The 11,615-nt window shown below is 69.7% G+C and carries 13 protein-coding genes; 4 read left to right on the top strand and 9 right to left on the bottom strand.

Features of this window, described 5'->3' with window-relative positions; genetic code table 11:
- Positions 1–79: 79 nt before the first annotated feature.
- From ACQPYY_RS02210 to ACQPYY_RS02195, 4 genes are read right to left on the bottom strand one after another with little or no spacing between them, the layout of a single operon-like run.
- Entirely contained in the window at positions 80–523 is a 444-nt protein-coding gene (locus ACQPYY_RS02210) for an OsmC family peroxiredoxin (protein WP_433592607.1), read from the bottom strand.
- 43 nt (positions 524–566) lie between these two features.
- Positions 567–1,007: an SRPBCC family protein gene (locus ACQPYY_RS02205; RefSeq protein WP_433592606.1), complete on the bottom strand. Its 441-nt coding sequence runs from the start codon at positions 1,005–1,007 to the stop codon at positions 567–569.
- Positions 1,008–1,037: 30 nt separating this feature from the next.
- On the bottom strand, positions 1,038–1,358 hold the full coding sequence (locus ACQPYY_RS02200) for a DMT family transporter (protein WP_433592605.1): 321 nt from the start codon (positions 1,356–1,358) through the stop codon (positions 1,038–1,040).
- A 1-nt stretch (position 1,359) separates the two neighbouring features.
- Positions 1,360–2,022: an FMN-dependent NADH-azoreductase gene (locus ACQPYY_RS02195; protein ID WP_433594549.1), complete on the bottom strand. Its 663-nt coding sequence runs from the start codon at positions 2,020–2,022 to the stop codon at positions 1,360–1,362.
- Between the two features lie 90 nt (positions 2,023–2,112).
- On the opposite strand from ACQPYY_RS02195, the gene ACQPYY_RS02190 reads away from it, so the two are divergent.
- Entirely contained in the window at positions 2,113–2,718 is a 606-nt protein-coding gene (locus ACQPYY_RS02190; RefSeq protein ID WP_433592604.1) for a TetR/AcrR family transcriptional regulator, read from the top strand.
- A gap of 63 nt (positions 2,719–2,781) precedes the next feature.
- Here ACQPYY_RS02190 and ACQPYY_RS02185 read toward each other — a convergent pair whose 3' ends face one another.
- Positions 2,782–3,669, bottom strand: coding sequence for an ABC transporter permease (locus ACQPYY_RS02185; protein WP_433592603.1), 888 nt, complete (start codon positions 3,667–3,669; stop codon positions 2,782–2,784).
- Positions 3,666–4,562: an ABC transporter ATP-binding protein gene (locus ACQPYY_RS02180; protein WP_433592602.1), complete on the bottom strand. Its 897-nt coding sequence runs from the start codon at positions 4,560–4,562 to the stop codon at positions 3,666–3,668. The genes ACQPYY_RS02185 and ACQPYY_RS02180 overlap by 4 nt, the downstream gene beginning before the upstream one ends.
- A 148-nt stretch (positions 4,563–4,710) precedes the next feature.
- Between ACQPYY_RS02180 and ACQPYY_RS02175 the strand changes: the two genes are divergently transcribed.
- Together ACQPYY_RS02175 and ACQPYY_RS02170 are read left to right on the top strand one after the other, a co-directional pair.
- The gene (locus ACQPYY_RS02175; protein ID WP_433592601.1) at positions 4,711–5,937 is read left to right on the top strand and encodes a sensor histidine kinase; all 1,227 of its coding nucleotides are present in this window, start codon (positions 4,711–4,713) and stop codon (positions 5,935–5,937) included.
- A 22-nt stretch (positions 5,938–5,959) separates the two neighbouring features.
- A complete protein-coding gene (locus ACQPYY_RS02170) occupies positions 5,960–6,622 on the top strand; it encodes a response regulator (protein ID WP_379106143.1) in 663 nt (220 codons plus the stop codon).
- Here the strand turns inward: ACQPYY_RS02170 and ACQPYY_RS02165 are convergent, their stop codons facing one another.
- Positions 6,623–7,135, bottom strand: a complete 513-nt coding sequence (locus ACQPYY_RS02165; RefSeq protein ID WP_433592600.1) for a hypothetical protein — start codon at positions 7,133–7,135, stop codon at positions 6,623–6,625.
- 137 nt (positions 7,136–7,272) lie between these two features.
- On the opposite strand from ACQPYY_RS02165, the gene ACQPYY_RS02160 reads away from it, so the two are divergent.
- Complete coding sequence (locus tag ACQPYY_RS02160) at positions 7,273–8,067, top strand: LLM class flavin-dependent oxidoreductase (RefSeq protein WP_433592599.1); 795 nt, start codon at positions 7,273–7,275, stop codon at positions 8,065–8,067.
- Between the two features lie 3 nt (positions 8,068–8,070).
- On the opposite strand, the gene ACQPYY_RS02155 is transcribed toward ACQPYY_RS02160, so the two are convergent.
- Together ACQPYY_RS02155 and ACQPYY_RS02150 are read right to left on the bottom strand one after the other, a co-directional pair.
- Positions 8,071–8,856 carry a phytanoyl-CoA dioxygenase family protein gene (locus ACQPYY_RS02155; RefSeq protein ID WP_433592598.1) on the bottom strand — a complete coding sequence of 262 codons (786 nt, stop codon included), beginning with the start codon at positions 8,854–8,856 and terminating at the stop codon, positions 8,071–8,073.
- A gap of 115 nt (positions 8,857–8,971) precedes the next feature.
- The gene (locus ACQPYY_RS02150) at positions 8,972–11,530 is read right to left on the bottom strand and encodes an ATP-dependent Clp protease ATP-binding subunit (RefSeq protein ID WP_379106153.1); all 2,559 of its coding nucleotides are present in this window, start codon (positions 11,528–11,530) and stop codon (positions 8,972–8,974) included.
- Positions 11,531–11,615: the final 85 nt, after the last annotated feature.

The raw sequence follows: 11,615 nt of genomic DNA, 5'->3' as shown, positions 1-11,615 counted from the left end.
TCACCGAGCGGGATTCACTGGCGATCGATCCCGGCCGACGTCGGCGCCGGCCGGGATCTCACGAGTTGCGGTTCGCGCCTTACGCCTCGAAGCTGGCGTCCAGCTCGATGGTGTCGACGCCGGTCAGCGCCTTGGACACCGGGCAGCCCGCCTTGGCGGCCGCGGCGGCGGCCAGGAACCCGGCCTCGTCGATGCCGGAGGCCTTGCCGACCAGGGTCAGCTTGATCTTGGAGATGCGGAAGCCGCCGGCCGGGTCCGGACCCAGGGTCACGTCGGCGGTGATGTCGAGGCTCTGCACGGTGCCGCCCGCCTTGCCGATCTCGCCGGACAGGGCCATGGCGTAGCAAGAGGAGTGCGCGGCCGCGATGAGCTCTTCGGGGCTGGTGGTGCCGTCGGCCGCGTCGGCGGCGCGCTTGGGGAACGAGACGTCGTACTTGCCGACGCCCGAGCTGACCAGCTCGACCTGACCAGAACCGTCCTGCAGACCACCGGACCAGCTGGTACGCGCGGAACGTGTAGGCATCGTTACGTCCTTTCGTATGGGGGAACTCGACTTCCGCTCGAACCTACCCGGCGGCGGCGGCGCTGTGGTCCCACTGTTCGAGGATGCGCGGCCAGGACTGCCGGTGCCGGTCCCGGGCGGGCTCGTCGGGGAACCCGGCGTGGGTGAGCAGCAGGGCGGTGCCCGCGCCGTGCGCCGAGAGTTCCACCGTGAGCACGGTTTCCGCGCCCGCCGTGCCGTCGGTGATCCAGGTGAGTTCCACCAGGTTGTCCGGGACCAGGCGGAGGAAACGCCCGTAGTGCGGGCGGCCGCCGCCCGCCGTGAAGTAGAACGGCTCGTTCACCTCGGGCCGCATGCGCACCGAACCCGGGTCCGCGAACCAGGTCCCGAACTGTCTGGTGGCCATGCGGTAGAGCTCGGCCGGGGAGGCGGCCATGATGCGTTCGGCGACCAGCGAGAACGGTCGCGCGGCGAGGTCGGGTGGCCGCGGGGGCGCAGCGTTCATGGGCGGCGACGATACCGCCCCGGACCGCGCTCACCCGGGATTGGTGACCCGGGCGAGCACGATGCCGCCGATGATCATGGACAGCGCCAGCATCCGGCCCACGCTGAGCGGGTCCTTCTGCACCAGCACGCCCAGCGCGATCGCCCCGACCGCCCCGATGCCGGTGAAGATCGCGTACGCGGTGCCCACCGGCAGCGACTGCATGGCGTAGGACAGCAGGTACACCGCGACCGCCGCGAGCAGGAAGCACACCAGGGTCGGGACCGGCTTGGTGAAATTCTGGGTCGGTTTGATCGACTGCGACCAGGCGATCTCCACCAGGCCGGCCACACCCAGGACGAGCCAGTTCATGTCAGTACTCCTTACCGAGCGCGCGGACCGCGTCGAGGGCGGCCGCGTAGGAGGCGTCGTGCTTGTCGCGCAGGTGGGCCAGCGCCGGATCATGACGGGCGTTCACCAGTTCGGCGTTGACGAAAACCGTGTCCTCGACGGCGAAGTGGCCGGCGAAGAAGTCGCGCAGGTAGCGCTCCTGGTAGTCGTAGATCGCCTTGGGCGCGCCCGGGGAGTACGCGCCGCCGCGGGCGGTCACCACCACGAATCGGGTGGGGGCCAGCGACATTCGCGGGAAGGTGATCTGGTCCAGCCAGGCCTTGAGGCTCGCCGGGATCGAATAGTTGTACATCGGCGTGCCGATCAGCACGACATCGGCGGCGCGGACCTCGGCGAGCAGGGGTTCGACGATTTCCCAGGCCCGCTGCTGCGCGGGTGAGTCCACCAGGTCGGCCAGGCGGTCCAGGTCGGTGCTGCCGTGCGCGAGGACACGGTCGCACAGTTCGGTCCAGCCCTCGCCGATGAACGGGATGGGGTCGGCGGCCAGGTCGCGGTGGACGTAGGCGCCGTCGGGGTGTTCGGCCCGCCAGGCGTCGGCGAAGGTCGCGCCGAGCAGGCGGCTGACGGAGTTGCGGCGGGCGCTGGCGTCGAGGTGCAGCAGGGCGGTCATGAGCTGGTCTCCCATCAAGTGGACATGCTGTCCGTTTACTTCTCCGACGGTAGACCTGAACCGGACATGTTGTCCACTTATACCTCGGCGGCTACAGTGAGCTGCATGAACACCCCCGGCCTACCGCTCATCGACGACCAGGCCGCGCCCGTCGAACGCGCCGACGCGGCTCGCAACCGGGCCAAGGTGCTGGCCGCCGCCGCGCGACTGTTCGCCGACCGCGACCCGCGCACGGTCACCATGGACGACATCGCCAAGGCCGCCGGGGTCGGCCGCGGGACGCTGTACCGGCGCTACCCGGACGTGGGCTCGATCGCGGTGGCCCTGCTCGACGAACACGAGAAGACGCTGCAGGAACAGCTGTTGCGCGGGGAACCGCCGCTCGGGCCGGGCGCGCCGCCCGCCGAACGGCTCACCGCGTTCTACGCCGCGATGCTCGAATTGCTCGACACCCACGCCCATTTGGTGCTCGGCGCGGAGACCGGGGGCGCGCGCTTCCGCACCGGCGCCTACCGATTCTGGGCGCTACACGTACGGACACTGCTCACCGAAGCCGGTGTGGCCGAACCGGATGCACTGGTGGACGCCCTCCTCGCCCCGCTCGCCGCCGAGGTGTACCGGCAGCAGCGCGACCGCGGCCTCGGCACCGGGCAGATCGCCGCCGGACTCGCGAGGCTCGCGCATGGCGTGCTGGACTCACCCCGGCCATGACACGGCGCCGCGACCGTCCACGGGTCGGGTGGACGGTCGCGGCACACGGTATTCGCTTGTGCCTCACACCATGTCGCGACGGCGCACCAGCCAGATCGTGCCGCCCGCGAACAGCAGCACGTAGACGGCCAGCACGATCAGGGACTCGCCGCGCGAGAGGATGCTCAGCACCCCCGGCGTGGCCGGGCCGCTCACCGTGCGCATCGCGCCCGCGAGTGAACCGGCGGCCGTACCCGGCAGGTGATCGGTGACCCCCTGGATCGGCGAGAAGATCGCGCCCACGCCGCGCAGCAGATTCTCCACCACCAGCACCCACACCAGGCCGAGACCGACCGCCAGCGCGGGACCTCGGGCCGCGGTCCCGATCAGTGCGCCCGCCAGCGTCCACATGCCCAGAATCGCCGCGCCCGAACCGATTCCGAGCAGCATCCGGCCCAGGGACGGCAGCGCCAGGGACTGCCCCTGGGTGCTCGCGATGAGCGCCGCCACGCCGGTGTCGACCGCGAAGGCGACCAGCACCAGCGCGACCACCGTCAGCGCCAGGCTCGACACCACCGCGCCGATCACGGCCACCCGCGAAGGGCCCTGCGTGAGTGCGGTTTTCCAGCTGCCCCAGCCGTACCCGCTGCCCGTCGCCAGCGCGCCCAGCACCAGCATGAGCGCACCCCCGAACAGCGCCATGCCCTGCGTGAACACCTCCGGCACCGCGGCGGGCAGCATCTGCTGCAGGAGCACGTCGCGGGGCAGACCATTGGACATGCGCGTGCTGCTGCCGGTCGTGTAGGCCAGGTAGTTGAACAGATAGGCGAAGGTGAGGTTCAGCAGGATCCAGGTGCCGAGCACGATCCAGAAGGCGGGCCACTTGCGCAGCCGCAGCAGTTCGGCTCGGGCGCCGGCCACCAGATCCGTGACTGCGCCGCCGTGGTCGCCGGGTGCGCCGGGGTCGGTCATTTGGCTGTCTCCGTCATCTCGAAAAACACTTCTTCCAAGGACTTTTCGTCGCTGCGCAGCTCGACCAGATCCGCGCCCGCCGCGATGACCGCGCGCGCCACCGTGGGGGCTTGCGCGGATCCCGCGTCGACGCGGATTCCGGCGGCGGTCAGCAGCGCGGATCGCTCCCCCACCGCGGCGCGCACGGCCTGGAACGCCACCTCCAGGGGCTCGGCGCGGACGAGCAGGGACGCCTGGCCGCGCAGGTCCCGCACCGTCGATTCGGTGAGCAGGCGGCCGTCGGAGATGACGCCGACGCGATCGCAGATCTCCTGCACTTCGCTGAGCAGGTGACTGGACAGCACGACGGTGTGCCCGTCGGCGGCGAGTCCGGTGATGAGTTCCCGCATGTCGGCCATGCCCGCGGGATCCAGGCCATTGGTGGGTTCGTCGAGGATCAGCAGGTCGGGGCGGCCGAGCAGGGCGGCCGCGACGCCGAGGCGCTGCTTCATGCCGAGCGAGTAGGTGCGGAACCTGTCCTTGCCGCGGGCGGAGAGGTCCACCCGGGCCAGGGCGTCGGCGACCGCGTCGTCGCCGACCCCCCGATAACGGGCCAGGACGCGCAGGTTGTCGCGGCCCGAGAGATAGGGGTAGAAACCGGGGCCCTCGATGAGAACGCCCATGCGGCGCAAGGCATCCGGGTCGCCGGGCGCGCGGCCGAGCACGGTCGCGGCGCCGGAGTCCGGGCGGATGAGACCGGCCAGCATGCGCAGCGTGGTGGTCTTGCCCGCGCCGTTGGGGCCCAGGAACCCGTAGATCTCGCCGCGGCGCACGCTCATGCTGACCGCGTCCACGGCGGTGTGGGGGCCGTAGCGCTTGGTCAGCCGGTCGGTGACGGCGATCGCTTCGTTCATGGCTTCCACGATCCGATTCCGGGGACGGAAAGTAATCCGTCCCGGCGCGTGATCGGGTGTACGTATCGAGACGTATTCGGGGGCCGTATCCGGACGTATTTCGGTGCGACACGATGCCGCTGCCCGCCGACGGCGCTACGGTGCAGCTATGGACACACGCGGGGGAAGGCTGGGTCGGCGCGACGTGCTCCCGGCTCTGGCGGTGGGGGCGGTACAGCTCGGCGCGGGCCCGCTGGCCAATCATCATCAGAACGTGCCGCGCGCCCTCGACCTGCTCGGATACGTGCTGCTCGCGGTAGGTCCGGTGCTGCTTCTGCTGCGCCGGCGGTACCCGCTGGGGGTGTTCTACGGGACGATGGCCGTCACCGTCGCGTACCTACTGTTCGGTTATGGATACGGGCCGATCTTCGTATCGCTCGTCGTCGCCTTCCTGACCGCCGCCGTACGCGGATCCCGTTGGTACACCTACCCGTTCGTCGCCGTCGGGTATCTGCTCATGGTGTGGCCGGTCCCCGGGTGGTGCGGGTACCGGACCAGCGCCTGGCAGGAATTCGGTTTGCTCGCTTGGCTTTTCCTGCTGGCGGCCGCCGCCGAAGGGCTGCGGCAGCGGCGCGTCGCCCTGATCGCGCGACGGCAGCGCGCCGAAGCCGCGGCACGCGAGGAACAGGCCGAACGGCAGCGCGCCCGCGCCCAGCACGCCCTGGAATCGGCGGAGCGGGAACAGCGGGTCACCGAGGAGCGCCTGGCCATCGCGCGCGAACTGCACGACGTGCTGGCGCACAGCCTCTCGCTGATCAATGTGCAGTCCTCGGTCGCGCTGGAGTTGTTCGAGCGCAAGCCCGAACAGGCCGCCACCGCGCTGGCCGCCATCAAGACCGCCAGCAAGGACGCGCTCGGCGAGGTCAACGCCCTGCTGCGGTCCATCCGCGGCGGCACCGCCACCGTCGCCGCCCCCACCACGCCCACCATCGGCATCACCGACCTCGAGAAACTCACCGGACCGGCCCGTGCCGCCGGACTCGAGGTGCACACCATGGTCACCGGTGGACCGCGCCGGCTGCCCGCCGTGGTCGACGTGGCCGCCGCCCGCATCGTGCAGGAGTCGCTCACCAATGTGGTGCGGCACGCGCCCGGCGCGAGCGTGCTTGTCACCGTGCACTATGCGGCCGAACGGCTACAGCTCACCATCGACAACACCCGGCCCACGCGTCAGCCCGCGCCCCAGTCTCCGTCCGGCGGCCACGGCATCACCGGCATGACCGAACGCGCCCACGCGCTGGGCGGGCAGCTCTCCGCCGAACCCAAGGCCGACGGGGGGTTCCGGGTCAAGGCGCGCCTGCCCACCCATCTGGCCCACCCCGAACCGGCTGCGTAACCTGGGAATTCGAGGAGGACCGATGCCGATCCGAGTGGTGATCGCCGACGACCAGGCGCTGGTGCGCGCGGGCTTCGTCGCGCTGCTCGGCGCCCAAGACGACATCGCGGTGGTGGGCGAGGCCGACCACGGCGGCCAAGCCGTCGACCTGGCCCGAACCCTGGTCCCCGACATCGTGCTCATGGACATCCGCATGCCGGTCCTGGACGGGCTGGCCGCCACCCGCGCCATCGCCGCCGACCCAGCCCTCGCAGCGGTGAAGGTCATCGTGCTCACCACCTTCGACCTCGACGAATACGTCTTCGAGGCGATGCGCGCCGGAGCCACCGGCTTCCTGGTCAAACACACCGAACCCGCCGACCTGGTCAAGGCCGTCCGGGTGGTCGCGGGCGGCGACGCCCTGCTCTCCCCCAGCGTCACCAAACGCCTGGTCGAGGAATTCGCCACCCACGCCAAACCCGCCCCCGCCGCCGCCTTCTCCGAACTCACCGACCGCGAACGCGAAGTCATGACCCTCGTCGCCGAGGGCCTCACCAACGCCGAGATCGCCGAACGCCTCTACCTCAGCCCCGCCACCGCCCGCACCCACGTCAGCCGCATCCTGGTCAAACTCGGCGCCCGCGACCGCACCCAACTGGTGGTCCTGGCCTACGAATCCGGTCTGGTCCGGCCCGGCTGGCAGTGATCAGAAGGTGCTCCAGTACTCCCCCACCGTGAAGCTCTGCACCACACCGCGTTTCATCTGCGGATCATCGGTGATCGTCACCATCTGACGCGAAAGGTCCAGCTTCATGCCGTCCGCGGCGAGGAACTGCTGACTGTTGGCGGTGAAGGTGAAGAACTTGGCCTCGAACGGCTGCGCACGCAACTGCGGGACATCGGCGCGCAGCACCCGCGGACCACCGGGCTCCTCGCACACCGCCAAGCGCTGCGTGGTCCCGAGCAGGGCGCCGATCAGCAGCACCGGGCGTTCGCCATCACCGCAGCGCGCGAAGGAATCCCGCCAGCCCTGCGCATCCGCGGCGGGCGGCAGGGCGCCGGAGGTGGTGGGAATCGACGGGGTCGCCGCGGCCGTCGTCGTCCCCGTCGGCGGCGTGGCCGTCGCCGGTGACGCGGCATCGCTGCCCGAGCACGCCGCCGTCGACGCCAGGAGCGCGAGCCCGGTCAACACCGGAAAACAGGAACGAACCACGAACATCGGGGCAGGGTAGCAATCACGCGAACCTCCCCGAATCGGTCGCCGATTAGGTCGCCGCCGGATACGTACGCGGACGTAGTCGCGAAGCCGACTCGAAGCGGATTCCCCGCCAGTCGAATCCGCGCATGCTCGAAGGCATGAGCATGAACTTCGGCATTGTCATCGCGCCCCGGTCAGGGGCCACCTGGATCCACGCGGTACAGGCCGCCGAGCGGCAGGGCTACGGCACCGTGCTGCTGCCCGACACGCTCTACACGCCCTCGCCGTTCCCAGCACTGGCCGCCGCGGCGGCCGTCACCACCACCCTGCGGCTACGACCCAACGTGCTGGCCGCGCCGATGCGGTCGGCAGCCGCCACCGTGCGCGAAACCGCTGCGCTGCAACTTCTTTCCGACGGGCGGTTCGAGCTCGGACTCGGGACCGGACGACCCGATGCGGCCGCCGAAGCCGAAAAGCTCGGTGTCGCTTTCGGTTCCGCGGCCCAGCGTCGCGACCACCTGGTGGACGTCGTGCGGGCCGTCCGCGCGGAGGTCTCGCCCGTGCCGCCCGTCGTCATCGCCGCGTCCGGTGCGCGCATGCTGGGCGCCTGCGCGGAGATCGCGGACCGCATCCACCTCGCCGTCGATCCGGCCGCCACCGAGGACGACCTGGCCGACATCGTCGCACAGGTCCGCGACCGCACCGACCGTCCGATCCCGTTCAGCCTGCAACTGGTCGCCATCGGCGAGATCCTGCCGCCCTATCTGAGCAAGTTCCGGGGCCTCAGCGTGGATCAGCTGCGCGCCGCCGGCGCGGCCGCTCTGCTGCCCGCCGATCCGGGCGCGGCGGCCGAGCTCCTCGAGCACCGCCGCGAGAAGCTCGGCATCGACGAAATCCTGGTGCCGGGCGAGCTCGCCGACGCGTTCGCACCGGTGATCGACCGCAGCCGCTGAACCTCAGCGCGCCGGCTCGCCGAGACCCAGCCGAATGGCCTGTTCCACCGGGGAATACGCGCCGTCCGGCCGATCCAGAACGCAAGGCTCGCGGGACAGCAGCGGGGGCTGCGCCAGGAATCGGGGGCGGCCGGTGCGATTGGGCTGGGCGGCGTGGATCAGGAACGGATGGCACAGGTAGACATCGCCCGCCGCGCCGGTGGCCAAGGCCTCGGGGAGATCCCCCGTGGCGGTGTAGAAGTCGGCCAGGTCGAACATCGTGGTACCCGCCTCCCCGAACGATTCCAGCTCCCGGGCCAGACGCAGGTGCGAGCCCACGCGGATGCGGGTCGGTGCGTCCTCGACCCCGATATCGGAGAAGAGGAACAGCATGAGCAGGCAGCGCCCCCGGGAGAAGACGTTCACCCGCCAACTCAGATAGTCGTCGGGCGCGGCGTCGCCGGGAAAGCTGACATCCACATGCCAGCCGGCGTCACCCGGCGGCTCCGGGCTGGGAAAGCGAATCGGCCAGCTGCCCAGGCTTCGGCGCGGGATCCAGCGGCCGGCGCCCGCCAACTGGTCGAACGCCTCCACCAGGGGCGCGGCGGTGACGGCTCGGGCGAACGGCTCCTCGGCATGGTCCCAGAGCCGAACGACGGGCTGTGTCCAGGTCACGGGATCATCGGGGTCGCAACCGGTTTCGCGCCACAGGATCGACCGGCCCGCGGCAGCGGTCTCGGCCGAGAAGGCTCCGTCGATCTTCACGAAACCGTCGGTGATGAAGGAGGCAATCTGTGCGTCGGTGAGCATCGCATCCCAGCATCGACCACACCGGAGTCGCGCCGCCACCGAATTTCGGCCCCGGACATGGCGGAAGCCCCGCCCTCCCGAAGGAGGAGCGGGGCTTCCGTCGTCTCGCTGAGCCTTACTCGCCGGAGGCGGCGGCCGGAGCCTCACCCGCGAGGGCGGCGACCGGCTTGTCCTCGGCGGCCGAGTCGGCCTTCTTGGTCAGCTTGGCCTTGGACGCGAAGGTGAACTTCGCGTTCTCGCCCTGACCCTCGCCGTCCCAGCCCTCGACGTCCACCGACACGATCTGGCCGGGGCCCAGTTCGCCGAAGAGGATCTTCTCCGACAGCTGGTCCTCGATCTCGCGCTGAATGGTGCGACGCAGCGGGCGGGCGCCCAGGACCGGGTCGAAACCGCGCTTGGCGAGCAGGCTCTTGGCCTTCTCGGACAGCTCGATCTCCATGTCCTTGTTCCTCAGCTGGTTGGCGACGCGGCCGATCATCAGGTCGACCATCTGGATGATCTGGTCCTGAGTCAGCTGGTGGAACACGATCACGTCGTCGATACGGTTCAGGAACTCCGGGCGGAAGTGCTTCTTCAGCTCGTCGTTGACCTTCAGCTTCATCCGCTCGTAGTTCGAGCCCTCCGCGTTGGACTGGGCGAAGCCCAGGCCCACGGCCTTGGAGATGTCCGAGGTACCGAGGTTCGAGGTGAAGATCAGCACGGTGTTCTTGAAGTCGACCGTACGACCCTGACCGTCGGTCAGGCGACCGTCCTCCAGGACCTGCAACAGGGTGTTGTAGATCTCCTGGTGCGCCTTCTCGATCTCGTCGAACAGCACCACCGAGAACGGCTTGCGACGCACCTTCTCGGTGAGCTGGCCGCCCTCCTCGTAACCGACGTAACCCGGAGGGGCACCGAACAGACGCGAGGCGGTGAAGCGGTCGTGGAACTCGCCCATGTCGATCTGGATGAGCGCGTCGTCGTCGCCGAACAGGAAGTTCGCCAGCGCCTTCGACAGCTCGGTCTTACCGACACCGGACGGACCGGCGAAGATGAACGAGCCCGACGGGCGCTTCGGGTCCTTCAGACCGGCGCGGGTGCGGCGGATGGCCTTGGACACGGCCTTGACCGCGTCCTCCTGGCCGATGATCCGCTTGTGCAGCTCGTCCTCCATGCGGAGCAGACGGGTGGTCTCCTCCTCGGTGAGCTTGAACACCGGAATACCGGTCCAGTTGGCCAGGACTTCAGCGATCTGCTCGTCGTCGACCTCGGCCACGACGTCCAGATCACCGGAGCGCCACTGCTTTTCGCGCTCGGCCCGCTTGGCGACGAGCTGCTTCTCCTTGTCGCGCAGACGCGCGGCCTTCTCGAAGTCCTGCGCGTCGATCGCGGACTCCTTCTCCCGGCGCGCCTCGGCGATCTTGTCGTCGAACTCGCGCAGGTCCGGCGGCGCGGTCATCCGGCGGATGCGCATGCGCGCGCCCGCCTCGTCGATGAGGTCGATCGCCTTGTCCGGCAGGAACCGGTCGTTGATGTAGCGGTCGGCCAGCGTGGCCGCGGCGACGAGAGCGCCATCGGTGATGGAGACCCGGTGGTGCGCCTCGTAGCGGTCGCGCAGACCCTTGAGGATGTTGATGGTGTGCTCGACCGTCGGCTCGCCCACCTGGACCGGCTGGAACCGGCGCTCCAGGGCGGCGTCCTTCTCGATGTACTTGCGGTACTCGTCGAGGGTGGTGGCGCCGATGGTCTGCAGCTCACCGCGAGCCAGCTTGGGCTTCAGGATCGAGGCCGCGTCGATCGCGCCCTCGGCCGCGCCCGCACCCACCAGGGTGTGCAGCTCGTCGATGAACAGGATGATGTCGCCGCGGGTGTTGATCTCCTTGAGCACCTTCTTCAGGCGCTCCTCGAAATCACCGCGGTAGCGGCTGCCCGCGACCAGGGAACCCAGGTCGAGGGTGTACAGCTGCTTGTCCTTCAGTGTCTCCGGCACCTCGCCGTTGACGATGGCCTGGGCGAGACCCTCCACGACGGCGGTCTTACCGACGCCGGGCTCACCGATCAGGACCGGGTTGTTCTTGGTACGGCGGCTCAGCACCTGCATGACGCGCTCGATTTCCTTCGAGCGGCCGATGACCGGGTCGAGCTTGCCCTCGAGGGCGGCCTGGGTCAGGTTCCGGCCGAACTGGTCCAGCACCAGCGAGGTGGACGGGGTGCCCTGCTCGCCGCGCGAACCGGAACCCTCGACCGGCTCCTTGCCCTGGTACCCGGACAGCAGCTGGATGACCTGCTGACGGACGCGGTTGAGATCCGCGCCCAGCTTCACCAGCACCTGCGCCGCGACGCCCTCACCCTCGCGGATCAGGCCGAGCAGGATGTGCTCGGTGCCGATGTAGTTGTGGCCGAGCTGCAGCGCCTCACGCAACGACAGCTCGAGCACCTTCTTGGCACGCGGGGTGAAGGGGATGTGACCGGACGGCGCCTGCTGGCCCTGCCCGATGATCTCCTCGACCTGCGAACGCACACCCTCCAGCGAGATGCCAAGGGACTCCAGCGACTTCGCCGCGACGCCCTCGCCCTCGTGGATCAGGCCCAGCAGGATGTGCTCGGTGCCGATGTAGTTGTGGTTGAGCATCCGGGCCTCTTCTTGGGCCAGGACAACGACCCGCCGCGCGCGGTCGGTGAACCTCTCGAACATCGCTCCCTCACTCTCCTGCTCCGCCATCACTGGCATCCGGCGCTTCAGACCCTGTGCTGCCCTTCTGGTCGCCAGCCTGCCATGA

The organism is Nocardia sp. CA-145437, assembly GCF_050956485.1.
Taxonomy (GTDB): Bacteria; Actinomycetota; Actinomycetes; order Mycobacteriales; family Mycobacteriaceae; genus Nocardia.
Note: the sequence above shows the minus strand (reverse complement) of the source record. Positions and strands in the feature narration are given on the sequence as shown.

Bases quoted from the DNA above. Each gene is read 5' to 3' on its own strand.
- ACQPYY_RS02210 (WP_433592607.1), bottom strand. From the start codon at position 523: ATGCCTACACGTTCCGCGCGTACCAGCTGGTCCGGTGGTCTGCAGGAC.
- ACQPYY_RS02205 (WP_433592606.1), bottom strand. From the start codon at position 1,007: ATGAACGCTGCGCCCCCGCGGCCACCCGACCTCGCCGCGCGACCGTTC.
- ACQPYY_RS02200 (WP_433592605.1), bottom strand. From the start codon at position 1,358: ATGAACTGGCTCGTCCTGGGTGTGGCCGGCCTGGTGGAGATCGCCTGG.
- ACQPYY_RS02195 (WP_433594549.1), bottom strand. From the start codon at position 2,022: ATGGGAGACCAGCTCATGACCGCCCTGCTGCACCTCGACGCCAGCGCC.
- ACQPYY_RS02190 (WP_433592604.1), top strand. From the start codon at position 2,113: ATGAACACCCCCGGCCTACCGCTCATCGACGACCAGGCCGCGCCCGTC.
- ACQPYY_RS02185 (WP_433592603.1), bottom strand. From the start codon at position 3,669: ATGACCGACCCCGGCGCACCCGGCGACCACGGCGGCGCAGTCACGGAT.
- ACQPYY_RS02180 (WP_433592602.1), bottom strand. From the start codon at position 4,562: ATGAACGAAGCGATCGCCGTCACCGACCGGCTGACCAAGCGCTACGGC.
- ACQPYY_RS02175 (WP_433592601.1), top strand. From the start codon at position 4,711: ATGGACACACGCGGGGGAAGGCTGGGTCGGCGCGACGTGCTCCCGGCT.
- ACQPYY_RS02170 (WP_379106143.1), top strand. From the start codon at position 5,960: ATGCCGATCCGAGTGGTGATCGCCGACGACCAGGCGCTGGTGCGCGCG.
- ACQPYY_RS02165 (WP_433592600.1), bottom strand. From the start codon at position 7,135: ATGTTCGTGGTTCGTTCCTGTTTTCCGGTGTTGACCGGGCTCGCGCTC.
- ACQPYY_RS02160 (WP_433592599.1), top strand. From the start codon at position 7,273: ATGAGCATGAACTTCGGCATTGTCATCGCGCCCCGGTCAGGGGCCACC.
- ACQPYY_RS02155 (WP_433592598.1), bottom strand. From the start codon at position 8,856: ATGCTCACCGACGCACAGATTGCCTCCTTCATCACCGACGGTTTCGTG.
- ACQPYY_RS02150 (WP_379106153.1), bottom strand. From the start codon at position 11,530: ATGTTCGAGAGGTTCACCGACCGCGCGCGGCGGGTCGTTGTCCTGGCC.